The sequence below is a fragment of the Pseudomonas sp. GL-B-26 genome, assembly GCF_019947405.1.
Classification (GTDB): Bacteria; Pseudomonadota; Gammaproteobacteria; order Pseudomonadales; family Pseudomonadaceae; genus Aquipseudomonas.
Genome location: NZ_JAGYGJ010000041.1, coordinates 33,163 through 58,955, shown reverse-complemented (window position 1 = coordinate 58,955; position 25,793 = coordinate 33,163). Strand labels below are relative to the sequence as shown.

General features: G+C 60.1%; 24 protein-coding genes. 14 read left to right on the top strand and 10 right to left on the bottom strand.

Features of this window, described 5'->3' with window-relative positions:
- Nucleotides 1-150 precede the first annotated feature (150 nt).
- From KGB23_RS23015 to KGB23_RS23000, 4 genes are all read right to left on the bottom strand, one after another.
- A complete protein-coding gene (locus KGB23_RS23015) occupies nt 151-579 on the bottom strand; it encodes a hypothetical protein (RefSeq protein WP_223432719.1) in 429 nt (142 codons plus the stop codon).
- Between the two features lie 127 nt (nt 580-706).
- Nucleotides 707-1,120 carry a VOC family protein gene (locus KGB23_RS23010; protein ID WP_046048345.1) on the bottom strand — a complete coding sequence of 138 codons (414 nt, stop codon included), beginning with the start codon at nt 1,118-1,120 and terminating at the stop codon, nt 707-709.
- Between the two features lie 185 nt (nt 1,121-1,305).
- Entirely contained in the window at nt 1,306-1,908 is a 603-nt protein-coding gene (locus tag KGB23_RS23005; protein ID WP_223432718.1) for a TetR/AcrR family transcriptional regulator, read from the bottom strand.
- The gene (locus KGB23_RS23000; RefSeq protein WP_076030546.1) at nt 1,895-2,746 is read right to left on the bottom strand and encodes a 3-hydroxybutyryl-CoA dehydrogenase; all 852 of its coding nucleotides are present in this window, start codon (nt 2,744-2,746) and stop codon (nt 1,895-1,897) included. The genes KGB23_RS23005 and KGB23_RS23000 overlap by 14 nt, the downstream gene beginning before the upstream one ends.
- Nucleotides 2,747-2,911: 165 nt before the next feature.
- Between KGB23_RS23000 and KGB23_RS22995 the strand changes: the two genes are divergently transcribed.
- Nucleotides 2,912-3,931: an AraC family transcriptional regulator gene (locus KGB23_RS22995; RefSeq protein ID WP_223432717.1), complete on the top strand. Its 1,020-nt coding sequence runs from the start codon at nt 2,912-2,914 to the stop codon at nt 3,929-3,931.
- Nucleotides 3,928-5,742, top strand: coding sequence for an ABC transporter ATP-binding protein (locus KGB23_RS22990; protein WP_223432716.1), 1,815 nt, complete (start codon nt 3,928-3,930; stop codon nt 5,740-5,742). Before KGB23_RS22995 ends, KGB23_RS22990 begins: the two co-directional genes overlap by 4 nt.
- Before the next feature lie 3 nt (nt 5,743-5,745).
- Here KGB23_RS22990 and KGB23_RS22985 read toward each other — a convergent pair whose 3' ends face one another.
- On the bottom strand, nt 5,746-6,702 hold the full coding sequence (locus KGB23_RS22985; RefSeq protein WP_223432715.1) for an alpha/beta hydrolase: 957 nt from the start codon (nt 6,700-6,702) through the stop codon (nt 5,746-5,748).
- 112 nt (nt 6,703-6,814) lie between these two features.
- Nucleotides 6,815-6,946 (bottom strand): hypothetical protein, encoded by a 132-nt coding sequence (locus tag KGB23_RS30175; protein WP_263288711.1) that lies wholly within the window; start codon nt 6,944-6,946, stop codon nt 6,815-6,817.
- 303 nt (nt 6,947-7,249) lie between these two features.
- Here KGB23_RS30175 and rbsK point away from each other — a divergent pair, with 303 nt between their 5' ends.
- Genes rbsK through KGB23_RS22970 form a run of 3 tightly spaced genes read left to right on the top strand, consistent with a single transcriptional unit; the run spans nt 7,250 to nt 10,607 of the window.
- A complete protein-coding gene (rbsK, locus tag KGB23_RS22980; RefSeq protein ID WP_223432714.1) occupies nt 7,250-8,176 on the top strand; it encodes a ribokinase in 927 nt (308 codons plus the stop codon).
- 44 nt (nt 8,177-8,220) lie between these two features.
- Nucleotides 8,221-9,552: an L-fucose:H+ symporter permease gene (gene fucP, locus KGB23_RS22975; protein ID WP_223432713.1), complete on the top strand. Its 1,332-nt coding sequence runs from the start codon at nt 8,221-8,223 to the stop codon at nt 9,550-9,552.
- Nucleotides 9,549-10,607 carry an aldose 1-epimerase family protein gene (locus KGB23_RS22970; RefSeq protein ID WP_223432712.1) on the top strand — a complete coding sequence of 353 codons (1,059 nt, stop codon included), beginning with the start codon at nt 9,549-9,551 and terminating at the stop codon, nt 10,605-10,607. The genes fucP and KGB23_RS22970 overlap by 4 nt, the downstream gene beginning before the upstream one ends.
- Here the strand turns inward: KGB23_RS22970 and deoR are convergent.
- Nucleotides 10,600-11,370: a DNA-binding transcriptional repressor DeoR gene (gene deoR / locus KGB23_RS22965; RefSeq protein ID WP_223432711.1), complete on the bottom strand. Its 771-nt coding sequence runs from the start codon at nt 11,368-11,370 to the stop codon at nt 10,600-10,602. The two genes, KGB23_RS22970 and deoR, sit on opposite strands and share 8 nt — an antisense overlap.
- Nucleotides 11,371-11,491: 121 nt before the next feature.
- On the opposite strand from deoR, the gene deoC reads away from it, so the two are divergent.
- Nucleotides 11,492-12,175, top strand: a complete 684-nt coding sequence (gene deoC / locus KGB23_RS22960) for a deoxyribose-phosphate aldolase (protein WP_223432710.1) — start codon at nt 11,492-11,494, stop codon at nt 12,173-12,175.
- A gap of 182 nt (nt 12,176-12,357) precedes the next feature.
- Here deoC and KGB23_RS22955 read toward each other — a convergent pair whose 3' ends face one another.
- Nucleotides 12,358-13,080 (bottom strand): pirin family protein, encoded by a 723-nt coding sequence (locus tag KGB23_RS22955; protein ID WP_223432709.1) that lies wholly within the window; start codon nt 13,078-13,080, stop codon nt 12,358-12,360.
- Between the two features lie 259 nt (nt 13,081-13,339).
- Here KGB23_RS22955 and KGB23_RS22950 point away from each other — a divergent pair, with 259 nt between their 5' ends.
- On the top strand, nt 13,340-14,290 hold the full coding sequence (locus KGB23_RS22950) for a GlxA family transcriptional regulator (protein WP_150655418.1): 951 nt from the start codon (nt 13,340-13,342) through the stop codon (nt 14,288-14,290).
- A 183-nt stretch (nt 14,291-14,473) separates the two neighbouring features.
- Complete coding sequence (locus KGB23_RS22945) at nt 14,474-15,958, top strand: ATP-binding protein (RefSeq protein WP_223432708.1); 1,485 nt, start codon at nt 14,474-14,476, stop codon at nt 15,956-15,958.
- Here KGB23_RS22945 and KGB23_RS22940 read toward each other — a convergent pair.
- Nucleotides 15,923-18,727, bottom strand: a complete 2,805-nt coding sequence (locus KGB23_RS22940; protein ID WP_223432707.1) for an ATP-binding protein — start codon at nt 18,725-18,727, stop codon at nt 15,923-15,925. The genes KGB23_RS22945 and KGB23_RS22940 overlap by 36 nt on opposite strands.
- A 400-nt stretch (nt 18,728-19,127) precedes the next feature.
- Between KGB23_RS22940 and KGB23_RS22935 the strand changes: the two genes are divergently transcribed.
- The gene (locus KGB23_RS22935; RefSeq protein WP_223432706.1) at nt 19,128-19,952 is read left to right on the top strand and encodes an alpha/beta fold hydrolase; all 825 of its coding nucleotides are present in this window, start codon (nt 19,128-19,130) and stop codon (nt 19,950-19,952) included.
- 209 nt (nt 19,953-20,161) lie between these two features.
- Here KGB23_RS22935 and KGB23_RS22930 read toward each other — a convergent pair whose 3' ends face one another.
- Nucleotides 20,162-20,602 (bottom strand): helix-turn-helix domain-containing protein, encoded by a 441-nt coding sequence (locus KGB23_RS22930; RefSeq protein WP_223432705.1) that lies wholly within the window; start codon nt 20,600-20,602, stop codon nt 20,162-20,164.
- 208 nt (nt 20,603-20,810) lie between these two features.
- On the opposite strand from KGB23_RS22930, the gene KGB23_RS22925 reads away from it, so the two are divergent.
- The 5 genes from KGB23_RS22925 to KGB23_RS22905 all read left to right on the top strand — a co-directional run bounded on the left by KGB23_RS22925 (nt 20,811) and on the right by KGB23_RS22905 (nt 25,755).
- The gene (locus KGB23_RS22925; RefSeq protein ID WP_223432704.1) at nt 20,811-21,794 is read left to right on the top strand and encodes an MBL fold metallo-hydrolase; all 984 of its coding nucleotides are present in this window, start codon (nt 20,811-20,813) and stop codon (nt 21,792-21,794) included.
- A gap of 45 nt (nt 21,795-21,839) precedes the next feature.
- Nucleotides 21,840-22,760 (top strand): LysR family transcriptional regulator, encoded by a 921-nt coding sequence (locus KGB23_RS22920; protein ID WP_223432703.1) that lies wholly within the window; start codon nt 21,840-21,842, stop codon nt 22,758-22,760.
- A gap of 157 nt (nt 22,761-22,917) precedes the next feature.
- The gene (locus tag KGB23_RS22915; protein ID WP_223432702.1) at nt 22,918-23,334 is read left to right on the top strand and encodes a DoxX family protein; all 417 of its coding nucleotides are present in this window, start codon (nt 22,918-22,920) and stop codon (nt 23,332-23,334) included.
- Nucleotides 23,327-23,920, top strand: coding sequence for an antibiotic biosynthesis monooxygenase (locus KGB23_RS22910; RefSeq protein WP_223432701.1), 594 nt, complete (start codon nt 23,327-23,329; stop codon nt 23,918-23,920). The genes KGB23_RS22915 and KGB23_RS22910 overlap by 8 nt, the downstream gene beginning before the upstream one ends.
- Entirely contained in the window at nt 23,917-25,755 is a 1,839-nt protein-coding gene (locus tag KGB23_RS22905; RefSeq protein ID WP_223432700.1) for an amidohydrolase, read from the top strand. The genes KGB23_RS22910 and KGB23_RS22905 overlap by 4 nt, the downstream gene beginning before the upstream one ends.
- The last annotated feature ends 38 nt before the right edge of the window (nt 25,756-25,793 follow it).

The window sequence follows — 25,793 nt, the reverse complement described above, 5'->3', positions numbered from 1 at the left end:
CCCGAACTCAGCAGTGAAACGATGCATCGCCGATGGTAGTGTGGGGTTTCCCCATGTGAGAGTAGGTCATCGTCAAGATTAAATTCCGAAACCCCTATCTGCGTATGCAGGTAGGGGTTTTGTTTTGCCCGCAGGAAAGTGCGAGCGGCATTACCGGTACTTGATCACAATCCCTTTGAGTTTCCGACCTTCGATGGTTTTTACATCGCGAGCCCAAAGCGGCCCGTTGACATAGGCGCCCACCGGTTGGATATGGTCGTAGACCACCACCACGGCATTGCCGCCGAGCTTGGCGGACTCTTCGCGTAGTTTTTCTTCTACCTGAGTGATGGTGGGAGCAGGCTCGACGCTCGCGTCGATGACCACCTCACCCAATCGGACGTGAGGTCGAAGAGGCTCGGTGCGCAGCACCACAACCTCGCTGGCGAGCGTCGGTGCGGGATGCTCCACACCCACATAGGCGGTGGTCTGGGCGTCGACGGTAGCGCACCCACTCAGCGCGAGCAGAGTGGCGGTGAGTCCTCCGGCCAGCAGTGACAGTTTGAAACGAGTGGACCAAGGCACGTCATGGGCAGGCATGGTGGGGTTCCTCCGAACAATCCGCCGCTGTATGAGGTAGCGTGTTGACGGTAGCAGACAGCCCGGCAGTTGCCAGAAGCCCAACCTTTCCAGGTTGGGCTTTTTTCATGCCTTGAGAAAGTGAGTTTCACTGATCCTTTTCGCAATTCACCATCCACGACACACCAAACCGATCAACCAACATGCCGAAGCGTGCTGCCCAGAACGTCGCTTCCAGTGGCATTTGAACGCTGCCGTCTTCCGATAATGCAGCGAAGACCCGTTCAGCCTCCGCAATGCTGTCGACATTCAGCGAAACCGAACAGCCGCTCATTTCGTCAGTAGGGCGATCAGGTGTTGTGTCCGAGCCCATGATCGCCTGATCGCCCACCAGCAGACGGGTGTGGATGATCAGGTTGTGGTAGTCCGTCGGAAAGTGCTCGCGCGCGGGGCTTTCGCCGAAGGTCATCATGACTTCGATCTGGCCTGGCAGGCTTTGGGCATAGAAGGTGAAGGCGGCTTTGCAGTCGCCGTTGAAGATCAGGTAGGGATTGATTTTCATGCTTTGCTCCCGGTAACGAAGAAGCGGAGGGAGGCTGAATTCACCTCCGGCGCCGCAGTGATTGGGCTCCCATTAGCAAAGCGTTAGATGTCGTGATTGGCAGGAATTGTTTAGATGTTTTTTCTATTGAAGCAGCGTGGCTTATGGCTTCCGGCGCATAGGTAACGATCCAAGGTCTTGGGTCCTCAAGCTACTGCCCGTGGAGCCGCGGGGCGTAGCAAACGTTCGATGGCTCCACTCACCAGACACTCCAACAACTCAACGCGCTCTCGCTCATCCAGTGAATGTTGCGCCAACCAGCCGGGTGCGCTGTTGAGTAAGTTTGCGATTGCATGTCCGGCGGCCAACAGACCCTGTTCACTGAAGCGGGACCGGGCCCCGAGCATCAGCAGCAATTTGCGCTCGTATTGCTCGCGCAGCTGCCGAACCCGTTCCTGTTGCTCTTCATTCAGGCAGCCGCTGTCGCGTTCTGCCAGACGAAAATGCCAGGGCATCTCCTGATGCAGGTTCAAATGCGCTCGGATAAGGGCATGGAGTTTGTCGCGTTTTGCCGGCGCCTTTTGCTCGATCCGCCCCAAGGTTGCCAACAGCTCTTCGTAGAACTCTTCGATCAGGTCGAGCAGCAAGTGCTGTTTGCTGGGGTAATGGTGATACAACGAGCCGGGAGCGAGCCCCAGGCAGGTCGCGAGCTCACGCATGCCAACCTGTCCGAAACCCTTGCAGGCGAACAGCTCCAGCACCTTGTCCCGGTACTCGGCAAAGCGCGAGCAACGCTCAGGCATAGGCATGGAAGCCACGCCCCGTTTTGCGCCCCAGGTAACCGGCGGCGACCATTTCCTTGAGCAGTGGAGCAGGGCGGTATTTGCTGTCGTTGAAGCCGTCGTAGAAGGCTTCGAGGATCGCCAGCACGGTGTCCAGACCGATCAGGTCCGCCAACGCCAACGGCCCGATCGGCTGATTGCAGCCCAGGCGCATGCCTGCGTCGATGTCTTCGGCGCTGGCCAGGCCTTCCTGAAACACCAGGATCGCTTCGTTGATCATCGGCACCAGAATCCGGTTGACCACGAAACCCGGACGGTTGCCCGCGGTGATCGCGGTTTTGCCGAGAGTGGTCGCCATGTCCAGCGCCAGGGCGTGGGTGGCGTCGCTGGTTTGCAAACCGCGAATCACCTCGATCAGGCCCATCACCGGCACCGGGTTGAAGAAGTGCAGACCGATGAACCGCTCAGGCTGGCTCACGCTGGCCGCGAGTTGGGTGATGGACAGCGAAGACGTGTTGGAGGCAATCACGCAATCGTCGCTGACCTGCGCGGCGATCTGTTGCAGCACGCGCAGTTTCAGCTCGAGGTTTTCGGTCGCGGCTTCGATCACCAGTTGCACGTTCTGCAGGTTGCTGTAGTCGGTGCTGGTGCGGATCTTGTCGAGGGCGGCGAGCTTTTGCTCTTGCGTCAGCGTTTCCTTGGCAACCTGTCGATCGAGGTTTTTGCCGACGGTCGCGACGGCCTTTTGCAGGGCGCTCTCGGAGATGTCGAGCAAGGTCACGTTAAAACCGGCCAAGGCGCAGACTTGCGCAATGCCATTGCCCATGGTGCCTGCGCCGATCACGCCAATGTTTTGCAGATTCATGTTCTGTCCTTCCGATCAAATCCCGCGATACCTTGGCCGCCGTAGTGGCCGAAGGCGTACTATTGGCCGCGAGTCTAGAGCCGGCGGGACGGTTGTCCTATGCCGAAACTGTTCAACGGCACTGGTGTTTTTTGCCATTCGGGTGATGGGGAGAGAAGCGTTCACATGCGGGAAAAGGACTCGGTTTCCGCCTACTTCGTGCAGGCAATGATCCATGGGCTGGGCAACAATCCGCAACGTCAGAGGGCTGCGCTTGAACAGGCCGGCATCGATCCGGCGTTGATGGAGCAGCCCACCGCGCGTGTACCGGCGAGTGCGTTTGCGGCGTTGTGGCTGATCCAGATCCGCGAGCTCAACGATGAGTTCTTCGGGCTCGACTCCCATGGCATGCCGCCGGGCGGTTTCGCCCTGATCTGCCGGGCATTGATTCAGGAACCTGACCTGCACAAAGCCATGCGCCAGTGCCTGGCCAATTTCGCGCTATTCCTCCACGACTTTCGCGGCACGCTGACGGTACGCGGAAAACGTGCGGTGATCAGCCTGCAGAACCACTCGCCAAACAGCGACGTCAGTCGTTTGGGCGAGGAGACGTTCCTGGTGTTGATGATCAGTCTGCTCTGCTGGCTGGGTGGGCGGCGCATCCCCATCGACCGCGCAGATTTTCGCCATGAACGTGTGTCGCTCAGCGATGACCGTTTGCTCTGGGGACCGAACCTGACCTTTGGCGCGGAGCGCACCGAAATCGAATTCGCCAGCCACTATCTGCGTCTGCCGGTGGTTCAGGATCTGGCCTCACTGAAAGTGTTTTTGCGCACCGCGCCGCAATGGCTGGTGATCCGTTTTCGCAATCAACACGGCCTGGCGTCGCAGGTCCACCAGCGCCTGCGTAACAGCCATTACAGCCAATGGCCGACCTTGCAGGCCTTTGCCCTGGAACAGCACCTGAGCCCCAGCACCTTCCGCCGAAAGCTGGAGCGTGAAGGGTGTTCGTATCAGGAGATCAAGGACGAGGTGCGGCGTGGCGTTGCCTTCGAACAGCTGCGCAAGAGCCGAGCGAGCATCAGTGACATTGCCGAGCAGCTGGGCTTTCAGGAGCCGAGTGCGTTCCATCGGGCGTTCAAGAAGTGGACGGGAGAAAGTCCGGGACGGTATCGGGCCCGGTATCAGGGGGAGCTCACGGAGTGACCCCTGTTCTTGATCGTTTCACCTCGTTACTCGACCAGGCGAGACGCGCCTTGCTGCTGGTCTGGGCAACGTCTCGCGGACTGTTTCTGGGATTGGTGCTGGCGACGCTGATCGCCGGGGTGCTTCCAGCGCTGGCGGCCTGGTTAGGCCAACGTATCGTCGATGCGGTCGTCACCGCCATGCAGTTGCACGCACAACAGGGCAGTGCGCCGTTGTGGCCGGTTGTGCGTTACGTGCTGTTTGAAGCGGGCGTACTCGCGTTGCTGTCCGGGACTCAGCGGGCGCTGTCGGTCCAGCAATCGCTGTTGCGGGTGCAGTTGGGGCAGAAGGTCAACACGATGATTCTGGAGAAGGCCCAGACGTTATCGCTGGTGCAGTTCGAGAATTCCGAGTTCTACGACAAGCTGGTTCGGGTGCGCCGCGAGGCTTCGACCCGGCCGCTGGCGCTGGTGATGAAGTCGTTGGGGCTGATCCAGAACCTGATTGTGTTGATCAGCTTCGGCGTGTTGCTGGTGCATTTTTCGCCTTGGGCACTGGTGCTGCTGGTGGTCGGTGCACTACCGGTATTCTTTGCCGAAGCGCATTTTTCCGGTGATGCTTTCAGACTGTTCACTCGCCGCGCGCCGGAGAGTCGACAACAGAATTACATCGAAACGCTGCTCTCCCACGAGGGCTACATCAAAGAGGTCAAATTGTTCGGTTTCGCGCCGCTGCTATTGAAGCGTTATCGCGAGACGTTCGCTCGGCTCTATGCCGAAGACCGGCGCCTGACACTACGTCGGGATGGCTGGGGATTTGTCCTCGGTCTACTGGGCACCGGCGCGTTTTATCTGGCGTATGCCTGGGTCGTGGTCGATACCGTCCATGGCAATATCAGCCTCGGGCAGATGACCATGTACCTGGTGTTGTTCAAGCAGGGGCAGACGGCGGTGAGCAGCAGCCTGAGTGCCATCAGCGGTCTCTACGAAGATGGCCTTTACCTCTCCAGCCTTTATGAATACCTTGCCGAGCCTGTTGTGGCGGATACCGGCAGCCTCACCGTGGGTGCGGTCCCCGGCGATGGCCTGCGTTTCGAGAACGTCGGTTTCCGTTATCCAGGTGCCAGTCGCGCCGCGCTGGAAGGCATCGATCTTCACCTTGTCCCCGGGCACAGTGTGGCGCTGGTGGGGGAGAACGGTTCGGGCAAGACCACGCTGATCAAATTACTGACGCGGCTGTACCGTCCTGATCAGGGGCGTATCCTGCTGGACGGCAGCGATCTGCAAGCGTGGGAAGAAGACGCGCTGCGGCGGCGCATCGGGGTGATTTTTCAGGATTACATCCGCTACCAATTCTCCGTCGGCGAGAACATCGGCGTCGGTGACACACTGGCGTTCAACGATGAACAGCGCTGGCAGGCCGCTGCCGCCGAGGGGATGGCCGCACCCTTTATCGAAGGGCTGGATCGAGGGTATGCCACGCAATTGGGACGGTGGTTCGCCGGGGGGCAGGAGCTGTCCGGCGGGCAATGGCAGAAGATCGCGTTGTCACGCGCCTACATGCGGCGCAACGCCGATATCCTGATTCTGGATGAGCCGACTTCTGCACTCGACCCGGCGGCGGAAGCGGCGGTGTTTGAGCATTTCAGTGAGCACACCGAAGGCCGGATGACGTTGCTGATCTCTCACCGGTTTTCCAGTGTGCGCAATGCCGACCACATCATCGTGCTGGACCAGGGCGCGATCCTTGAGCGGGGCGATCACGACAGTCTGGTGGCCGCGGGCGGGCGCTATGCGCAGTTGTTTGATTTGCAGGCCCGCGGTTACCGATAGCGCTCAAGACTCCCGAGAAACCCGCATCACTGTCGGGCCGGCCATCTGGGGTGGTTTTGTTTTCATCAAGCCGTCGAGTGCCTGGCGATACTGGCTACCACCCAGGCTCATGCTGTTGTTGTGCGTACCGCCGGGTACCAACAGCAGACGCTTGGGTTCGCTGGCGGCATTGAACAACTGCTGGCTGAACCGCGATGGCATGAACGGGTCGGCCAAGCCATGAACCACCAGCAACGGCATGTTGATGTCGACGATCTTGTCGATGGAATCGAATTTCTGCGACAGCAGCCAGCGCACCGGCAACCATTTCACTGGCAGGTTGCTGTCGGCCACTTGCGCCACGGCATCGCCCAGCGAGGTGAAGGTGGACTCGATCACCAGACCGCGCACCGGCACCACGCCATGGTCCTTTTTCGCCTGTGCGGCCAAGTCTGCCGCCAGGTCGATAGCCACCGCGCCACCGAGGGAGTGGCCGTAGATCAGGCGCTTGTTGGCGTCCGGTTGCATCTGGATGAAGCGCTCCCAGGCGGCTCGCGCGTCCTCGTAAACACTGGCTTCCGATGGCAGATCACCCTTACTCTGGCCAAACCCGCGGTAGTCGATGGCCAGTACCGAATAGCCCATGGCGCGCAATTGCTCGATGCGGAACGCCTGGCCCGTCAGGTTCCAGCGCACGCCATGCAGATAGAGGATCGACGGCGCATCGCGACGCGCGGCCGGCCACCACCAGGCATGCAGGCTTTGCCCGGCCTTGAAGCTGGCGGGCTTGATGTCGAATTCCTGAACGTCCTGCGGCAGACCGCGATACCAGCCAGCGTTGCCCGGCTCAATACGAAACAGCAGCTCGCGCTCTGTGTACTTGAGTACGCCGCAGCTCACCGGCACGCCGACGAGTAGCACGGCCATGCACAGCAGCGGCAGCCAGCGTCGGCTTAAGCGGCTCATCACATTCGAAAACATGCAGGGGTCCGGAGGATGAAAAGGAAAGCTCGGGTTTTAACAGAAGCGTGGGGAACGGTGGGGATAAATTCGACAGTCGTATGAATGGCCCGGCGCAGTGCCGGGCGATGACTTACTGGCAACTGCCACCTTTATGGTGCGAGCCGGTGCCGCCGACGGGGTGCGTGCCTTTAGGGCATGCCTGGGCCATCAGTGGGCTGGTGCAAAGAATAACGAGCAGGGTAAGCAGAGATAGTTTTTTCATGGATCCTCCGTGATAGCCACGACGCGTGGTGTCGCAATGATATCACTTCGTCCCGGTTTCGGCGGTGCTGCTTCGGGCCTCATCGTCGGAACGCCGCCCGGAGCAAGCTCGCTCCCACAGGGGAACGCATTTCAATGTGGGAGCGAGCTTGCTCGCGATGGCGTCGTTCCTGCCCACACATCTTTAAAGCCGTGCGCAAAGCCATTCGTCTTTGCTTCATACACCACGCAACAAAAAAGATTGAGTAATCACACAAAATGTTATTTAAATAACAAAATAAAAACGCCTCAAGGTGAAATAGCAATGAGCAAGATCGCAATCATCGGCAGCAACATGGTGGATCTGATCACCTACATCGACCGCATGCCGGCCCAGGGCGAGACGCTCGAAGCGCCGGGGTTTGCCCTCGGTTGTGGCGGCAAGGGCGCCAATCAGGCGGTTGCCGCCGCCAAGCTTGGGGCGGATGTGTTGATGCTCACCAAGGTCGGCGATGACCTGTTTGCCGACAACACCCTGGCCAACTTCCAGCACTTTGGCATCGACACCCGTTACGTGCAGCGTGTCCCCGGCGAGTCCAGCGGGGTGGCGCCGATCTTCGTTCAGGCCGACTCCCACAACAGCATCCTCATCGTCAAAGGCGCCAACGCACATCTCCTACCGGCGGATATCGACGCGGCCGCGCAGGCGTTGCGCGAGTGCTCGTTGATCGTTCTGCAGCTCGAAATCAACGTCGACACCGTTTACTACGCCATCGAGTTCGGCCGCGCACACAACATTCCGGTGTTGCTCAATCCGGCGCCGGCCTTGTCGGGCTTGAGCCGTGAACACCTGGCGCAACTGGATTTCCTGGTGCCCAACGAGTCCGAGCTGGCGTTGATCACCGGCCAGACCGTGGACTCACCGGAGATGGCCCATAAAGCCGCCCAGACATTGGTCGCCAGCGGCATCCGCCACGTCATCGTGACCCTCGGCCAGCAAGGCGCGCTGTATGTCGGCGAGGAGGGCGAGTTTCAGATTCCCGGTTTGTGTGTTGCCGCGCGCGACACCACCGGGGCAGGAGACGCCTTCATCGGTTGCTTCATTCATCACTGGAGTCGCGACCGCGATATCCGCGCCGCCATGACCCAGGCCGTGGCGTATTCCGCCTGCTCAGTCACGGGCCTTGGCACCCAGACGTCCTACCCGGACGCCACTGCATTCGCTGAATTCCAGCGCCAACTCGACGCCTGACGTCGAGCTGATTCACCACTCAACACTCACCACGGAGAACAACAATGACAAAGCCTCCGCTCCAACAGACGCCCGATGGTTTCTACCTGAACCGCACGCCCTGGTTCGCCTTCATTTTGCTGTGCAGCATCTTCGCGCTGTGGGCGGCGGCCGCGAGCATGAACGACGTGCTCATCGCGCATTTCAAGAAGGCCTTTCTGCTCAGCGATTTCCAGACCGCGTTTGTGCAGTCGGCGTTTTATCTGGGCTATTTCTTCGTGGCGATTCCGGCCGCGCTGGTGGTCCGCCGTTTCAGTTACAAGACCACCATCCTGATCGGCCTGATGCTGTACATGTTCGGTTGCCTGTTGTTCTTCCCGGCGGCATCGACCGCCAAGTACGGCATGTTCCTGCTGGCGCTGTTCGTGATCGCGGCGGGGCTGTCGTTCCTCGAGACCGCCTGCAACACCTATTCGACGTTGATGGGCCCGCGTGAAACCGGCACCCGTCGACTGAATATTTCCCAGACTTTCCACCCCTTCGGTGCGATGGCTGGGGTGTATGTCGGCAGCTTCGTGATGTTCAAGGACACCGACGCCACCCACGAGCAACTGACGCAAATGAGCGCCTCGGACGCGGCGATCCAGCAACTGCAAATGATCCAGTCCACGTTGCTGCCGTACAAATGGATGATCGCGGTGCTGGTGCTGATGTTCATCCTGATCGCCATCACCCGGTTTCCCGCGTGCAAAGGCAACCAGCCGAGCAGCAAGAAAACCGCCAGCCTCGGCCAGAGCCTGTCGCGGCTGTGGCGTAACAAGCGGTTTACCTTTGGTGTGTTAGCGCAGTTTCTGTACGTGGGGGCCCAGGTCGGTGTCTGGAGTTTCACCATCCGCTTGGCGATGCAGTTGGGCGGCATGAACGAGCGCAGTGCCTCGTGGTTTCTGCTGACAACGTTTGCCGCGTACTTTGTCGGCAAGCTGATCGCCAACGTGCTGATGCGCAAACTGCACCCGGCCAAGGTGCTGGCGGTGTACGGCATGCTGTGCATCGCGTTGCTGGCCTACACCATTCTGGTGCCGAACATCACGGCGGTATACGCAGCCGTTGGCGTGAGCGTGTTCCTCGGTCCGTGCTGGCCGACTATCTACGGCCTGACGATTGACGGCTTGGGTGAAGACACCGGTGTCGGCGGTTCGCTGCTGGTAATGAGCATCGTCGGTGGCGGGGTGATTCCGATCTTCCAGGGCCTGCTGTCTGACTACAGCGGCGGCAACATGCAATTGGCCTATAGCGTGCCGCTGCTGTGCTTCATCGTGATCGTGATGTACGCGGTGCGTTGCCTGCGTCATTCCGACAGCGAACGGGCACCGGTGGGTGCGGTGGTCGCGTCATGAATACGCGGATCAATCTTCATCCGTCGCAGTTCGGCGAGGGGCGCAAAACCTTGCTGGAATCCGAGGCCTTCACCGTCAGCGCCTGGGTCTATCCCAATGGCGTGCTGGCCGTGGAATTGGCCAACGGTCGCGGCAGTCTGGTGGTACTCCCTTATCAAGGCCAGATGATCTGGTCCGCCGTGTTCGACGGTTGCGACCTGACCATGCGCAACCTGTTCAGCCAACCCAAACCCAGCCCGACGGTGATCGGCACCTATGGCTGTTTCATGTTTCACAGTGGCCTGCTGCGCAACGGTTGCCCGAGTCCCGAGGACGATCATCCGCTACACGGCGAGATGCCCTGCGCGGCCATGGATCGCGCCTGGCTGGAGGTCGGTGAAGACAGCGTGGGTCAATACCTGCGATTGGGTGGCGAGTGCGAATACGTGCAGGGTTTTGGTGACCGTTATCGGGCCAGCCCGAGCGTGACTTTACGGGCTGACTCAGGGCTGTTCGACATTGCGATGCAGGTGACCAATCTCGCGGGCAAACCGATGGACCTGATGTACATGGCGCACATGAATTACGCCTATGTCGAGGGCGCTCGTTTCATCGAACCTTTGGGTTTCGAGCGGGTGCGCTTGCGCAGCAGCGTGCCGGCCCACGTGAAACCGGCGCCGGTCTGGACGGAATACATGCAGGTGCTAACGAAAGACCCGGAGCAGTTCACATGCCTGGATCGACCCGCGCTTTACGATCCCGAGATCGTGTTTTTCTTCGACGGTGTGCGGGCGGATGACAGCGGTCATGCGCATTTTCTGCTGAGCCATCCGGACGGTGCGGCGTTCTACACCCGCTACCGTCCCGACCAGTTCGAGCATGCAGCACGCTGGATTTTGCACAATGCCGATCAACACGTGGCGGCGTTCGTGTTGCCGTCCACTTGCGAGCCGGAAGGCTATCGCGCCGAGTTAGCCAAGGGCCACGTGCGTTCGCTGGCGGCAGGGGCGACGGCTGATTTCAGCGTCACCACCGGTTACCTGAATGCAGTGGAACAACAGGCCCTGATCAGATGATCAACTGCGCGCCGCTGGCGGTAATGGCGTCGCGGTAGGCCTTGGGGATTTTCTTGTCGCTGACCACGAACTGAAAGTCTTCAAGGTTGGCGAAATGCGCAGTGCGCACCGTGTCGAACTTGCTGTGGTCGGCCAGCAGCAGCCGTTGTTGCGCCTGACGCAAGACTTTCTGCTTGACCTCTACTTCATTGAAGTTGAAGCAGGTCACGCCGAAGTCCTGACTGATGCCGGCAGCGGAAACGAAAGCCCAGGTCAGGCGTACGCTGTCGAGGATGCCGGTTTCGGTCTGATTCTCGAACACCTGGTTCTTGCGGTGGAACGTGCCGCCGCACATCACGATGTGGCAGTTGGGCTTTTGCGAGAGTTTGAGCAGCACGTTCAGGGAGTTGCACACGGCCGTGAACTCGAGTTCGTCGGGGATGAAGTCGACCACGAAAGGCGTGGTGGTGCCGCAGTCGAAGAACACCGTGTCGCCCGGCTGGATAAACCCGGCGGCGAGTTTGCCGATGCGACGCTTTTCTTCGACGTGGCGGGTGTCCTGTTCGGCCACGCGGTAATCGCCGGGCTCGCTGCCGTCGTGAATTTTCGTGATGTAGCCACCGAGCAGCCGCAGGTGGTCGGTGTACTTGCTCAGGTCGCGGCGCAGGGTCATCTCGGACACGTCCAGCAACGCCGCCATCTCGCGCAGATGAATGGCGCTCTGGTCTTGCAGAGCTTGTTGAATCAGCTTGAGACGCTCGGCTTTTTTACTGTCCACAGGCATTCCGGGGTTGATTGTTGGTGTTGTTTAAGTAACATTATTTGTTAGTTTTGTAACGTTTTTGCGCGAATCACCCTCGATTGTGGCGCAGGGGCATTTGAATATACAAACAGGAGTTTTTGCGATGGCACACCTCGAACCCCAAGCGTTGGCGCAGTACATCGATCATACCTTGCTGGCGCCTGATGCTTCCCGCGAGCAAATCGCAACGTTGTGCCGCGAAGCAGTAGAACACGGCTTCTATTCGGTGTGCGTGAACTCGGGGCAGGTCCCTCATGCGGCTCAATGCCTTACAGGGCAAAGCGTCAACATCTGCGCAGTGGTCGGCTTCCCGCTGGGCGCCGGTCTGAGCGAGACCAAAGCCTTCGAAGCTGAGCGGGCGATTGCCGCCGGTGCCGGGGAGGTCGACATGGTGTTGAACATCGGCGGGTTGAAAGACGGTTTGTTCGATCAGGTGCGGGACGACATCGCCCAGGTCAAACAGGCCTGCGGCAGTGTGCCGCTGAAAGTCATTCTGGAAAACTGCCTGCTCACCGACGCCGAAAAAGTGAAGGCCTGCGAGATTTGCCGTGAGCTGAACGTCGCTTTCGTCAAAACATCGACTGGCTTCAGCCGCAGCGGCGCCACCGTGGAAGATGTCGCCCTGATGCGCCGCACCGTCGGCGCGGTCATCGGGGTCAAGGCTTCCGGTGGCGTACGCGATTACCCGACCGCGCTGGCGATGATCGAGGCCGGCGCCACCCGACTGGGCACCAGCTCGGGCATCGCGATTATCAGCGGCGCCCAGGCGGTGGGCGAGGGGTATTGATCAGTTAGACCTGCGGCATACCGCTCGTGTACGAGTGGTTATTGATGAAATTGTCGCGGTGTTTTCTGGCACTCGGGACTAAAGCTAAAGATCGCAGCCTCGTTTCACTCGACAGCTCCTACAGGGATTTACGTACACCTGTAGGAGCTGTCGAGTGAAACGAGGCTGCTATCTCTTGATCTTTATGGCATTTCCGGCAGCTCTTGGGGCCGCAGGTCAAACACCAGCACTTCGGCATCCACGCCGTTGCTCAGGGCCAGTACCTGTTCATCGCGAACCCTCACACCATCACCTTCCTGCAAAGGCACGCCGTTGAGTTCAACACTGCCGCGGGCCACATGCACATAGGCATAGCGATTGGCGGCCAATTCCAGCGTTGCGCTTTCCTTGCCGTCGATCAACGCGGCATACACCCGTGCATCCTGACGCACCTTCAGCGAACCCTTCGCCCCGTCGGGGGAGATGATCAGTTGCAGACGGCCGCGTTTCTTCTGCGTGCTGAAGTGCTCTTGCTGATAACGCGGTTTGGCGCCGCTGACTTGCGGCACGATCCAGATTTGCAGGAAGTGCACCGGCCGGGTGGTCGAGTGGTTGTATTCGCTGTGCGCCACGCCGCTGCCGGCGCTCATCAACTGCACGTCACCGGGGCGGATCACCGAGCCGGTGCCCAGAGTGTCTTTGTGTTCCAGCGCACCTTCAAGCACGTAGGAGAAAATCTCCATGTCGCGGTGCGGGTGCTGGCCGAACCCTTTACCGGCGGCAACCCGGTCATCGTTGATCACCAGCAGGTCGGAAAAACCCTGCTCTTTCGGGTTGCGATAGTTGGCGAAGGAAAAGGTATGGAACGACTTCAACCAACCGTGATTGGCCGCGCCGCGATCCGAAGCTTTGCGAAGGGTCAGCATGATGAAACCTCCTGTGGGGACGTTGATTCGTCCGAGTGAGGAGAAGGTTAATGGTTACTGGCTGATGCAATAAGTGGATGGAAACTGAAATACTGTCCCTTTGAGGTTGACAGTAATCGACGCGCAATCAGGTATTCTCCTCAGGCGCTGGCGCCACACTTGGCCATAATGCACAGCATCCTTCTGATACCGACACCAAACCCTGTGGGAGCGGTGTTTGGCAGATGGATTTTCTTTTGACTTCAGTGATTTTGAACCCATGAAAACCGTGGCTATGGTGTTGTTTCCGGACTTTCTGCTGCTCGATATGGCCGGTCCCATGGAAGTGTTTTCCATCGCCAATCGCTATCTGGCAGCGGATGAGCATTATGTGTTGTCGACCATTGGCACCGAGCATGGCGCACTGCGTGCGTCCAACGGCGTCAGCGTCCAGGCCGATTTGCACATCGATCAGGCGACGCAACGTTTTGACCTGTTGCTGGTGCCGGGTGGGCCGGGGGCCTACAACGAAAAACATCCACCCCTGCTTGGCTGGCTCAAAGGTGCGGTCAATCAGGCCGAGCGTTATGGCTCGATCTGCACCGGTGCGTTTGTGCTGGGACATGCCGGTTTACTGGATGGTTATCGCGTCACCACCCACTGGCACTACACCGAACGCCTGATCAAGGGCTTTCCCAAGGCCACCGTCGAGACCGATCAGATTTACGTGCAGGACCGCAACCTCATCACCTCCGGCGGCGTCACTGCCGGCATCGACCTGGCACTGTCGGTTGTCGCCGAAGACCATGGCAAGAAAGTCGCCCAGGACGTTGCCAAGGTATTGCTGGTGGTCATGAAGCGACAGGGTGGGCAGGCGCAGTTCAGCCCGTTGATGGCCGCCGTCGCACCGCAGGAAACGCCGATCACTCGCGTGCAGAACTATGTACTCGAACATCTCGATGAAGCCTTCAGCATCGAACGCATGGCCAGCCTCGCGAACATGAGTGCGCGGCACTTCGCCCGGATGTTTGCCCGGGAAGTAAACATGACACCTATGGAGTTTCTGCAAAGCGCGCGAATTGATTGCGCCAGGAATTTGCTGGAAACCAGCGACTTGCCGCTCAAGACCGTGGCTTTCAAAAGTGGCTTCGGCAGCGTGCGGCACATGCGCTTTCTGTTCAGTGAAAAGCTCGGTTTGACCCCGACCCAATACCGCGAACAGTTCAGCTAGAGCCTTCTTGTCCGTTTTGCGCACCGTGATGGCTGTGACGCTCCCACCGTGGCAGTTGTACCGTCACTGATGCCTGCCAAGATAGCCTGAACGCTTTGCAATGGAGGTGCGGGAGCCTGGAAGGCGGGTGCAAGGGATGTTGTTGCACTGTGAGCCGGGCCAGGTTTCAGCACGTGAATGTGCATGAACAGCCTCAGAAATTTAAACAGCGATGCGGTGCTGCGATTCGGCCCCTATGCATTCCACCTGCGGCAACGGCTGATCCTTGACGGTGATCGACCGCTGCGCATGGGCGGTCGGGCACTGGATATCCTCCAGGTGCTGGTCGAGCGCGCCGGCAACGTGGTCAGCAAGGACGAACTGATTGCCCGCGTCTGGCCGACGTCCGTGGTCGAGGAAATCAACCTGCGCGTGCACATTGCGGCCCTGCGTCGGGCGCTTGGCGACGGGCAGAATGGCCAGCGCTACATCGTCAACATTCCCCAACGCGGTTACAGCTTTATCGCCCCGGTGCAGCCTGCGTCCGCGGGCACGCAGGTCTTGATCGAGACCGTTCAAAAAAATCAGCACAACCTGCCCGCACGACTCACGCCGGTGACCGGCCGAGATTCGATGGTCGGCAGTCTCGTCCGGCAGTTGCCGGTTCGGCGTTTCATGACGCTGGTTGGCCCCGGCGGCGTCGGCAAGACCACGGTGGCGTTGCGTGTCGCCGAACTGCTGTTGCAGCACTATGAAGATGGCGTGTGGCTGGTTGATTTCGCGGCGATCGATGACCCTACGCGAGTGGTCGATCATCTGTCCCAGACCCTTGAACGGGAGATCGGCACGACGCTGGACGGGCTGGCAAACCGGCACACGTTGCTGGTGCTCGACAACTGCGATCACCTGCTGGAACACTGCCAACGCCTGGTCGAGGCGTTGCTGATGTCGGCGCCTCGGTTGTCCATTCTGGTGACCAGCCGCGAGCCTTTGCAGGCAGCAGGGGAAGCGATCCAATGTGTGCCGTCTCTGGCGGTGCCGCCCGTGTCGGCGTTGCACAGCGTCGCCGAAGCCATGGGGTATTCGGCGGTGCAGTTGTTCGTCAGTCGTGCCCGAACCCGTCAACAAGGGTTTGCGTTGCGCGAACAAGACCTCCAGGCGGTCCGTGAAATCTGTCGGCGGCTCGATGGGTTGCCACTGGCCATTGAACTGGCAGCGGCGCAGATCCACGCGCTGGCGTTGGTCGGTTTGCAAGCTCAGCTGGATAACTGTCTTCAGCTGCTGACCCAAGGTCGGCGCACGGCGGTGCCCCGACATCAGACGCTCAAAGCTGCGCTGGACTGGAGCTATGAGCGGCTGAGCCTGCCGGAACAAACCGTGTTGCAGCGCCTGTCGGTGTTCAAACTGTCCTTCACCCTCGATGCCGCGATTGGCGTGTGCAGTTGCGTGGAGCTGAAGCCCGATCAACTGGCGGAACTGGTGAAGCGATTGGTCGCCAAATCGTTGCTCTCGATGGATCAGGTCAACGGCACAACCCGTTATCGCTTTCTCAACACCACGCGCACGTATGCCCTTGAGAAGCTCGAACACAGCGGCCATCTGCGGGTGTTTGAGCGGCGCTATTCGCACTACATCAGCAGAGCGCGCTGGGTCTCAGGCGTGCAGTTGCCCATGGAGCTCGTCGAGTAATCGACGGACTTTGCTCAGGTCCGGTGTAGAAAATCCCTCGGTGAACCGATGGTAGATCGGTGCCAGCAGCTCATGAGCTTGCTGATACAAGCCCTGACGCTGCCAAAGTTGCGCCAGCGAGGTGGCGCTGCGCAGTTCCCACGCCAGGGCGCCCTGATGTTTCGCCACGTTTAATGCCCTGATCAGCACGGCCTCGGCCGCTTCGGTTTTCAGTGGGCAATTCTCGGCCAGCAACGCATCAGCCCGGGCCCGCAGAACTTCCGCCGTACTCCAGCCGGCCGTACCGGTGTCGGCCCGTTGCAACAGGGCGTCATCGACGAAACCGCTATCCAGCGTGACCATGATGTCCTTGATCAGCCCCACGCCTGGCTGAAGAGGCAAGTGCGCCTCGGTGCGGTCGATCACCTGCGCATAGTGCCGGGCCCAGGTGTAGAACAGCAGCACCGAATGTTTCTGTGCTTGTTCCAGCAGCAGGCGCAAGAGTTCACGAGCGGTACGGGTATCGCCGTTGTAGTGAGCGATCAGGCAACCGGCCAGTGCCAGGGTGTAGCAGATGGACGTGCCGTGGTTGATCTGGATCGCAATGTCCAGCGCTTGCCGGGCGGTGCGCCAGGCTTGTTCCGGTTGCCCCTGCAACCAGAGGATGCGCGCCAGAATCGTCAGGGCGGCGACGCTCTGATCGTAGTGCACGCCAAAACCGTAAGTGAAACGGTTGAGGTGGCCGCTCTGGGCCATGCGCTGAAGGACCTGTTCGGCATTCATCCGCGCCTGCTGCTGGTCCCCGGCAAAGTGCAACGCCAGCACCCGCAAGCGATGCGTGCTAAGGGACACCACCGCATCGCCGTGCAGCCCCAACCGATCGAATTGCCGGCTCTGTTCCAGGGCCATTTGATAGTTGGCGCAACAGAGGTTGACCGCCATGTGCCCGGACACCGCCCGCAACTGACCGGCCAAATCGTTGCAATGTTTGGCCAGGGTTCTGGCGCTGACGAACGCCTCGATGGTTTCCGCCGTGCCGACCTGAGTGTGATAACAAGAACTGCCGAGGGCGAGATGCAGGGCTATTTTCAGCTGCGGGCAGGGATCGGATGTTGCATCGAGCAGTGACAGCGCCTTGCGCACGTACAGGCCGTGCTCCTTGAGCAGCGACAGTTCCTGCCACAGCGGCGTGGAAGCTGCCGTCAGGCGGATCGCCAATGCCTGCGGTCCTTGTGCGTTCAAGCCCCAGTCGAGGGCCGAACGAATGTCTTCCAGATTGCGGGCATAACGCTCGATCCACGTGCTTGTCGGGATCAGCTCCCACTCGTGCTGGGCCTGATTCATCAACGCCAGGCAGCGTTCGGCGTGACGTTTGCGGGTATCGGGCCGGTCGGCGGCCTGGTCGAGTTTTTCCAGGGCATAGCTGCGGGTGATGTCGAGCAATCGGTAGAACACCTCTTCGTCACCCACTTCCACGTTCAGCAGCGATTTGGCCACTAGTTGCGTAATCGAGCCAAACACAGCCTGCGGTTCGATGTGTTCGCCGACGATCACCGCCGCCGCCGATTCCAGGGTGAATCCGCCTCTGAACACACCCAGTCGGCGCAGACAGGTTTGTTCGCAGGCACTCAGTAGCTCGAAGCTCCAGTCCAGCGTGGCACGCAGGGTTTGGTGTCGGCCCAACGTGGTCTGGCAACCCTGGGTGAGCAGGCGAAAACTGCCTTGGAGTTGGGTCAATAATCCGTTTAATCCGAGGCCGCTGACTTGCGCGGCCGCCAGTTCGATCGCCAGTGGAATACCGTCCAGACGCCGACAGATTTCAATCGCCAGCGGCAGCTCGTCATCGGTCAGTTCGAAGCTGTCGTGGCCGGCCATCGCGCGTTCGACGAACAACTGCAGGGCGGAAAATGTAAGGGCCTGAGCGCGGTCTGGTACGGCGATGGGGGGAGGGCAGTCCAGCGACTCCAGGCGCTGAACACATTCACCTTCGGCCCGCAGGCTCTCACGGCTGGTGGCCAGGATGTGCACCTCTGGAGCGGCGCGCAGGATGCTTTCGCTCAACAATGCGATGGCGTCTACCAGGTGTTCGCAGTTGTCGATCACCAGCAGCATCTGCCGGTCGCGCAAGAACGCGGCGAGGCCGCTCATCGGCTCGGCGTCGTGCAAGGACAGTTCGAGCAATGTCGCCAGGTGAACCGTGATCATCGACGGATCGTTGATCGGCGCCAGGTCCAGCAGACGAATGCCATCCCGGTAGCGCCCGATCAGTTGTTCGGCGACACGCAGGGCCACGGTGGTCTTGCCGATCCCACCGGGGCCGACCAGGGTAATGAAACGCTGGCGTGACAGCTGGACCATCAGGTTATCGACGAGGGACTGGCGACCGATCATGCGGGTTCGACGAACGGGCAGGTTGTGACCGCTCGGCGCGGGCGCTTCGCTCCCTGGAGGGTGCTCGATGTGCTCCAGCGAATAGGGCGCCACAAAGCTGTACCCGCGCTGCGCCACGGTGACGATGTAACGCTGGCCGGCCTGGCCGTCACCGAGGGCCTTGCGCAATGCGGCCATGTGCACCCGCAGGTTGATGTCTTCCACCACGCTTTTGGGCCAGACCCCGGCGATCAGCGTTTGTTTGCTGACCACCTTCCCGGCGTGTGCCAAAAGGATCAACAGAATGTCCATGGCACGCCGACCCAGGCGCAGGGGCTGGTCGGCCTCCATGACCAGACGTTGTCCGGGATAGATCCGGTAGGGGCCGAAATGGATGGCTTGTTCGGGGGGAAGGGTCAACGTGTCACTCCTGCTTGCCGCCGTCTGGTACGCGGTTTCCGAGCATATTCGTCAGGTTTTTACGGCCGCGCAATGCGCTGGCCGGATGACGCTGCAATGTCCGCCTGGACCGCTGGTTTGCGGCCACTGTTCATGAGTTCCGTATTTATTGGGCGCAGCGGTCTTGAAGGTATCGCTGAGGCTTTTGGCGCACCAGGGAAAATTAACAACATTTAACTCGTCCTGCGTCTGGTCTACGCCCAAAACTCTCCTACAGGGATTAAACATGTCATGAGGACGCCGGAATGAGCAACGTGGTGGTGGTCTTTCACAGTTCTGGGCGAACGAGTGGCGCGGCTGGCTGAACGCATGAGCCACTCACCGGTTTGATTCACCCCAACACTCACTAAGGAGACAGCGCATGAGTACGTTCACGACCCGAGACGGCACCGAGATTTATTACAAGGACTGGGGCACCGGTCAGCCTATTGTCTTCAGCCACGGCTGGCCATTGAACGCCGACAGCTGGGAATCGCAGATGATCTTCCTGGCCTCCAAAGGCTACCGGGTGATCGCCCATGATCGCCGCGGTCATGGCCGCTCCAGCCAGCCATGGACCGGCAACGACATGGACACCTACGCCGATGACCTGGCGCAGTTGATCGAGTTGTTGGATCTGCAAAACGTCGTGCTGTTCGGCTTCTCCACCGGCGGCGGCGAAGTGGCGCGTTACATCGGTCGTCACGGCACCGGGCGCGTTTCCAAGGCCGGGCTGATTTCTTCGGTGCCGCCGCTGATGCTCAAGACTGAAGCCAACCCCGGGGGCCTGCCGATCGAAGTGTTTGACGGCATTCGCGAGGCATCCCTGGCCGACCGTTCGCAGCTTTACATCGACCTCGCAAGCGGTCCGTTCTTCGGCTTCAACAAACCGGACGCCAAGTCATCTCAGGGCATGATCGACTGGTTCTGGATGCAAGGCATGACCTCCGGCCACAAGAACGCATATGACTGCATCAAGGCGTTCTCCGAAACCGACTTCACCGAAGACCTGAAGAAGTTCGACATACCGACGCTGGTGGTGCATGGCGATGCCGACCAGGTGGTGCCGATCGAAGCGGCGGGCATTGCGTCTGCAAAACTGGTGAAAGGATCTACGTTGAAGATCTACCCTGGCGCTCCCCATGGCTTGACGGATACCCACAAGGATCAGCTCAACGCTGATCTGTTGGCGTTTTTGAAGGACTAAGCGTTAATCCCTGGCCCCCCGATCCTATGCCATGGAAGCTCTGTAGCAGCTGTCGAGCCCCGGCGAGGCTGCGTTCGGCTGCGAAGCAGTCGTGAGTTCAGCACCCCGGTGTTTCAGGTAGGCCGCGCTCTCGCATTTTGCGACTGCTTCGCAGCCGAACGCAGCCTCGCCGGGGCTCGACAGCTGCTACAGGAAATGTGTTGGCGGGTCTACGGCGCGTGAAGTTGAGCCGTGTAGGCGGGGCGTTGGGGCAGGGCGCGCACAGCGCGGCAACGCCACGCAAACGGAGTGATGCCTTCATTGCGAGTGAAGATGTGGCAGAAATGCGCCTGATCGCAGAAGCCGCATTCGAGACTGATTTGCGTCAGCGTCAGGTCGGTGCTCTGGATCAATTGCTTGGCGCGGGCGATGCGCTGGTTGCGAATCCAGTCTTGAGGTGAGAGCCCGGTGCTGCACTTGAACGCGCGGGAGAAATGACTGCGCGAAAGGGCACAAGCGCGGGCCAGTTCGGTCACTTCAACGGTTTCACCAAGGCGCTCGAGGATCAGTTGCTTGACCAGGCTTTCGCGCCACGGGGTCAGGCCACCGGTGTTTTTCTTTCGCGTTTCAGTGGCCGTCGCGCGGTCGACGTTTTGCTGAGAATGGGCCATGACAAATGTCCGTGTCGGTGAGCTTCATTTTTGGCCGCAGGGCTCTGGCAGGCGAGTTAAACGTTGTTAATTCCGTCCATGTGCGGTGGTAACCAACAGCGCTAACTCAGCACATTGCTGCAATTTCTACGGGGGCGAGCCGTGCAAAATCGAGGTCATCTGGCGGCGTGGTGTGTGGCCGCTCTTCTGACTCGACCAAGGTGGTGGCATGAAACATTCTCTGGTTTGCACGTTGGGGCTCGCGGTAGCGCTGGCGTCCGGCATTTCCTCGGCTCAGGCCCCGGCGCAAGTCGGCACACAAGTGCCGGGTTACTACCGGTTGGCGGTGGGCGATTACGAGGTGACGGCGTTGTTCGACGGCTACAACGATCTGTCGCCCAAACTGCTCAAGGGCCTGAGTCAAAGTCAGATCCGCGCGCTGCTGGCTCGCCGCTCGATTGAAACGCCGGGCGTACAAACCGCGTTCAACGCTTTTCTGATCAACACTGGCAAGCAGTTGATCCTCGTCGATACCGGCGCCGGCCAGTGCATTGGTGCTACAGCCGGGATGCTGTCAGACAATATGAAAGCCGCCGGTTATGAGCCTGCGCAGGTCGATACGATTTTGTTGACCCACCTGCATTTGGACCATGTCTGCGGACTGGTCGACGGCCAACAGAAACCGATTTTCGCCAACGCCACGGTCTTTGCTGCGAAGGCAGAAGCCGACTACTGGCTTGATCCCCAGGCCCTCGCCAAGGCGCCCGAGGGTGCCAGGCCGTACTTCAAAATCGCCCAGGACTCGACCGCGCCCTACGTCGCGGCGGGTCGCTTCAAGACGTTCGATGCAGGTCAGTCGCCCGTGCCGGGTATGGAGGCGGTTCTCGAGGCCGGTCACACGCCGGGCAGCACCACGTACCGCTTCACCTCGCAGGGGCAGAGCATTTTGTTCATGGGCGACCTGGTGCATAACCTCGCGGTGCAGTTCGAGCACCCTGAAGTGTCGATTGGCTTTGACGTCAACAGTCAGCAAGCGATCAAGAGTCGCGCCAAGGTTTTCAGCGATGCAGCGGCGAGCAAAGTCTGGGTAACGGCGGCGCATTTGCCGTTTCCGGGCATCGGCCATATCGCCGCAGAGGGCAAGCATTTCCAGTGGGTACCGGTGGAGTACGGTCCTTACAAACGTGCGGCCAACGTACCGCTGATCGAATGAAGTCCACCGCTTGGTACCTGGCTGAACACACGAGGGAATCTGCCTGTGAACCGTAACGATTTGCGCCGCGTCGACATGAACCTGCTAGTGATTTTCGAAGCGTTGATGTTCGAAAAGAACCTCACCCGTGTTGCTGAAAAACTATTCATGGGGCAGCCGGCGGTGAGTGCGGCGCTGGGGCGGTTGCGGGATCTGTTCGACGATCCGCTGCTGTTGCGCAATGGCCGCGGGATGGAGCCGACGGGGCGGGCACTGGCGATCCTCAAGGAGCTGCAACCGGCGATGGATGTGATTTCCGGGGCGGTGAGCCGAGCTAAAGAATTCGATCCCGCTACAAGCTGCGATGTGTTCCGCATTGGTTTGTCGGACGACGCAGAGTTCGGTTTGTTTCCGCCGTTGTTGCGGCAACTGCAGGAAGAGGCGCCGGGGATCGTCGTGGTGGTGCGTCGCGCCAACTATCTGCTGATGCCGGCATTGCTGGCCTCGGGAGAAATTTCCGTGGGGGTGAGCTACACCACGGATTTACCTGCGAATGCCAAGTGTAAGAAGTTGCGGGACATCCCCTGCAAAGTGCTACGTGGGGACAAACGACCGGGGAAGCTGACGCTCGATGAATACTGCGAACGACCGCATGCCATGGTGTCGTTCTCCGGCGACCTGAGCGGCAACATCGATCTGGATCTGGCCAAGGTCGGCCGCAGCCGCCGCGTGGTATTGGGCGTGCCGCAGTTCAGCGGGTTGCGCGCGTTGCTTGCCGGCACTGAAATGATCGCCACCGTGCCTGATTATGCGGCGTGCGCGCTGGTTGAAGGGTGTGCGTTGCGGTCTGAAGATCCACCGTTTCCCATCGATGCGGCGCAGCTGTCGATGGCCTGGAGCGGGGTGCATGACAACGATCCGGCAGAGCGGTGGTTGCGGTCGCGGATCAGTGAGTTCATGTCAAAGCCTTTGCCTGTTTCGGCTTGAACATGGCGACCTGACAGCCGATCTGCAATTCACTGTAGATCGGCGCGCGGTCGCAAAAAGAGCACGTACATCCAATTTTTCCCCTCCCCGCACCGGCACTATCGAATGACGTTCCGGCACATCGCTGCCGGTGGTTTTTCATTAGTGCAGGTAGCCCATGAATGCTTCGCGATGGGATGAGCGAGCCCAGGATCTCGGGCTGTTTTTTTTGCGGGTCAGCGGTGGTTTGTTTCTGCTGTGGGTGCACGGTTTGCCGAAACTGCTTAACTACAACGCTCAACTGCAAGTCATCGAAGACCCTTTCCACCTGGGCGCGAACGTCACGCTGATGCTGGCGATTTTTGCCGAGGTGCTGTGTCCGTTACTAATCGTCGCCGGGGTGTTTGTGCGTTTGGCGTGCCTGCCGATTCTGTGTGTGCTGCTGATCGCGCTGTTGATTGTGCATCCGCAATGGAGCCTCGATGAAGGGCAGTTCGGCTGGCTGCTGATGATGTTGTTCACCAGCCTTCTTATCGCCGGGCCGGGACGGCTGGCGCTCAATGTCCGTTTCCCTGGAGCTTTGCGTTATGCCTGAATCCAATCGTTTCGAGGAAGTCGTGACACTGGTCATCAAGCACAGGGTCAAGGCGGGGTTTGAAGTGCCCTACGAAGCCTGGTTGCGCAACATTGTCAGCGTCGCCGGGCAACAGGAAGGGCACTTGGGTGTCGATGTGATTCGCGGCAAGAGTGCCGGTCTTGACCTGTACACCTGCGTGCTGCGCTTCTGCTCGACCGAATCGATGCAGCGCTGGCTCGATTCGCCGCAACGGCTGGGACTGGTCAACGAAGCCACGCCGATGCTCGCTGACGGCGACCAGACCGAGGTCAATCCGGTCAACGAATTCTGGTTCGCGCCGCAAGCCGACGCCGCTTCGCCGCCACCGCCTCGCTGGAAGCAGGCCGTGGTGACGTTGTTGGTGATTTTGCCGCACACCTTGTTGGTGCCGCTGATCTGGGGGCCGCTGCTGCAGCTCAATACCTTCCTGTCCAATTACGTGGTCGCGACGTTCCTGATCACACTAACCATCGTCGTTTCGGTGGTGTACCTGTTCATGCCGATGGCGACGCGGTTGTTCGCGCCCTGGCTGTCCTCTTCCACTCAGCCCAAGGAAACGCGATGAACGCCGATCTGATTTTATTCAATGGCCAATTTCATACCGTTGACCGTGAAAATCCACGCGCCAGCGCTGTAGCGATCAGCGACGGTCGCTTTGTCGCAGTCGGCACCGACGCCGACGCCATGGCCCTGCGCGGTTCGGGCACACAGGTCATCGATCTCAAGGGTCGCTGCGTCATTCCCGGCCTCAACGACTCGCACTTGCACCTGATCCGTGGTGGCCTCAACTACAACCTCGAACTGCGCTGGGAAGGCGTCCCCTCACTGGCCGACGCACTGCGCATGCTCAAGGATCAGGCCGACCGCACGCCGACGCCGCAATGGGTGCGCGTGGTCGGTGGCTGGAACGAATTCCAGTTCGCTGAAAAACGCATGCCGACCCTTGAAGAACTCAATCAGGCCGCGCCGGATACACCGGTATTTGTCCTGCATTTGTACGACCGCGCCTTGCTCAACCGTGCCGCGTTGCGCGTGGCTGGTTACACCCGCAACACGCCGAACCCGCCGGGTGGCGAGATTGTGCGCGATGCCAACGGTGAGCCGACCGGCATGCTGGTCGCCCGGCCCAACGCGATGATCCTCTACTCGACCCTGGCGAAGGGGCCGAAGTTGCCGCTGGAGTATCAGGTCAACTCCACCCGCCAATTCATGCGCGAGCTCAACCGTCTCGGCCTGACCAGCGCCATCGATGCCGGCGGCGGTTTCCAGAATTATCCGGACGATTATCAGGTGATCGAGCAGTTGGCCAAGGACCAGCAACTGACCGTTCGCATCGCCTACAACCTGTTCACCCAGAAGCCCAAGGAAGAGCTGACCGATTTCAAAAACTGGACCAGCAGCGTGACCCTGCATCAGGGCGACGATTACCTGCGGCATAACGGCGCCGGGGAAATGCTGGTGTTTTCAGCGGCGGATTTCGAGGATTTCCTTGAGCCGCGTCCGGACTTGCCGCAAACCATGGAAGACGAGCTGGAGCCGGTGGTGCGCCACTTGGTCGAGCAGCGCTGGCCGTTCCGTTTGCACGCCACGTACAACGAATCCATCAGCCGCATGCTCGACGTGTTCGAGAAGGTCAATCGCGACATTCCGTTCAACGGTTTGCCGTGGTTTTTCGACCACGCCGAAACCATTACACCGCAGAACATTGAGCGGGTGAGGGCGCTGGGTGGCGGTATCGCGATCCAGGATCGCATGGCATTCCAGGGCGAATATTTCGTTGAGCGTTACGGCGCCAAAGCCGCCGAAGCGACCCCGCCGATCAAACGCATGCTGGCCGAAGGTATACCGGTCGGCGCCGGCACCGATGCCACGCGAGTGTCCAGCTACAACCCCTGGACTTCGCTGTACTGGATGGTCAGCGGTCGCACGGTCGGTGGCCTGGAACTGCATGCCGAGGGCTTGTCTCGTCAAACCGCACTGGAGCTGTTCACCCACGGTAGCGCCTGGTTCTCTTCCGAGCAGGGCAAGAAAGGCATGATCAAGGTCGGCCAACTGGCTGACGTCGCAGCCTTGAGCGCGGATTTTTTCAGCGTCGACGAAGAAGCGATCAAGTGGATCGAGTCGGTGTTGACCGTGGTCGGCGGCAAGGTGGTGTACGCCGCCGGTGACTTCGAAAAACTCGGGCCGGCCAGCGTACCGGTGCTGCCGGACTGGTCGCCGGTGGTGAAAGTGCCGGGGCACTGGCGTCCGACCTCACCGATGCAGGCTCAGGTTCACCATTGCAGCGGGCCGTGCGGCGTGCATTCCCATAGCCATGAAAAGGCGCGGTTGTCGAATGCGCCGGTCAGCGATTTCGCGGGTTTCTGGGGCGCGTTTGGCTGCTCGTGCTTCGCCTTCTGACGATCAAAAAAAAGCGCCGACCCTTCGCGTCGGCGCCG

Coding starts and splice junctions, on each gene's coding strand:
- KGB23_RS23015 (WP_223432719.1), bottom strand. CDS start 579: ATGCCTGCCCATGACGTGCCTTGGTCCACTCGTTTCAAACTGTCACTG.
- KGB23_RS23010 (WP_046048345.1), bottom strand. CDS start 1,120: ATGAAAATCAATCCCTACCTGATCTTCAACGGCGACTGCAAAGCCGCC.
- KGB23_RS23005 (WP_223432718.1), bottom strand. CDS start 1,908: ATGCCTATGCCTGAGCGTTGCTCGCGCTTTGCCGAGTACCGGGACAAG.
- KGB23_RS23000 (WP_076030546.1), bottom strand. CDS start 2,746: ATGAATCTGCAAAACATTGGCGTGATCGGCGCAGGCACCATGGGCAAT.
- KGB23_RS22995 (WP_223432717.1), top strand. CDS start 2,912: ATGCGGGAAAAGGACTCGGTTTCCGCCTACTTCGTGCAGGCAATGATC.
- KGB23_RS22985 (WP_223432715.1), bottom strand. CDS start 6,702: ATGTTTTCGAATGTGATGAGCCGCTTAAGCCGACGCTGGCTGCCGCTG.
- KGB23_RS30175 (WP_263288711.1), bottom strand. CDS start 6,946: ATGAAAAAACTATCTCTGCTTACCCTGCTCGTTATTCTTTGCACCAGC.
- rbsK (WP_223432714.1), top strand. CDS start 7,250: ATGAGCAAGATCGCAATCATCGGCAGCAACATGGTGGATCTGATCACC.
- fucP (WP_223432713.1), top strand. CDS start 8,221: ATGACAAAGCCTCCGCTCCAACAGACGCCCGATGGTTTCTACCTGAAC.
- KGB23_RS22970 (WP_223432712.1), top strand. CDS start 9,549: ATGAATACGCGGATCAATCTTCATCCGTCGCAGTTCGGCGAGGGGCGC.
- deoR (WP_223432711.1), bottom strand. CDS start 11,370: ATGCCTGTGGACAGTAAAAAAGCCGAGCGTCTCAAGCTGATTCAACAA.
- deoC (WP_223432710.1), top strand. CDS start 11,492: ATGGCACACCTCGAACCCCAAGCGTTGGCGCAGTACATCGATCATACC.
- KGB23_RS22955 (WP_223432709.1), bottom strand. CDS start 13,080: ATGCTGACCCTTCGCAAAGCTTCGGATCGCGGCGCGGCCAATCACGGT.
- KGB23_RS22950 (WP_150655418.1), top strand. CDS start 13,340: ATGAAAACCGTGGCTATGGTGTTGTTTCCGGACTTTCTGCTGCTCGAT.
- KGB23_RS22945 (WP_223432708.1), top strand. CDS start 14,474: ATGAACAGCCTCAGAAATTTAAACAGCGATGCGGTGCTGCGATTCGGC.
- KGB23_RS22935 (WP_223432706.1), top strand. CDS start 19,128: ATGAGTACGTTCACGACCCGAGACGGCACCGAGATTTATTACAAGGAC.
- KGB23_RS22930 (WP_223432705.1), bottom strand. CDS start 20,602: ATGGCCCATTCTCAGCAAAACGTCGACCGCGCGACGGCCACTGAAACG.
- KGB23_RS22925 (WP_223432704.1), top strand. CDS start 20,811: ATGAAACATTCTCTGGTTTGCACGTTGGGGCTCGCGGTAGCGCTGGCG.
- KGB23_RS22915 (WP_223432702.1), top strand. CDS start 22,918: ATGAATGCTTCGCGATGGGATGAGCGAGCCCAGGATCTCGGGCTGTTT.
- KGB23_RS22910 (WP_223432701.1), top strand. CDS start 23,327: ATGCCTGAATCCAATCGTTTCGAGGAAGTCGTGACACTGGTCATCAAG.
- KGB23_RS22905 (WP_223432700.1), top strand. CDS start 23,917: ATGAACGCCGATCTGATTTTATTCAATGGCCAATTTCATACCGTTGAC.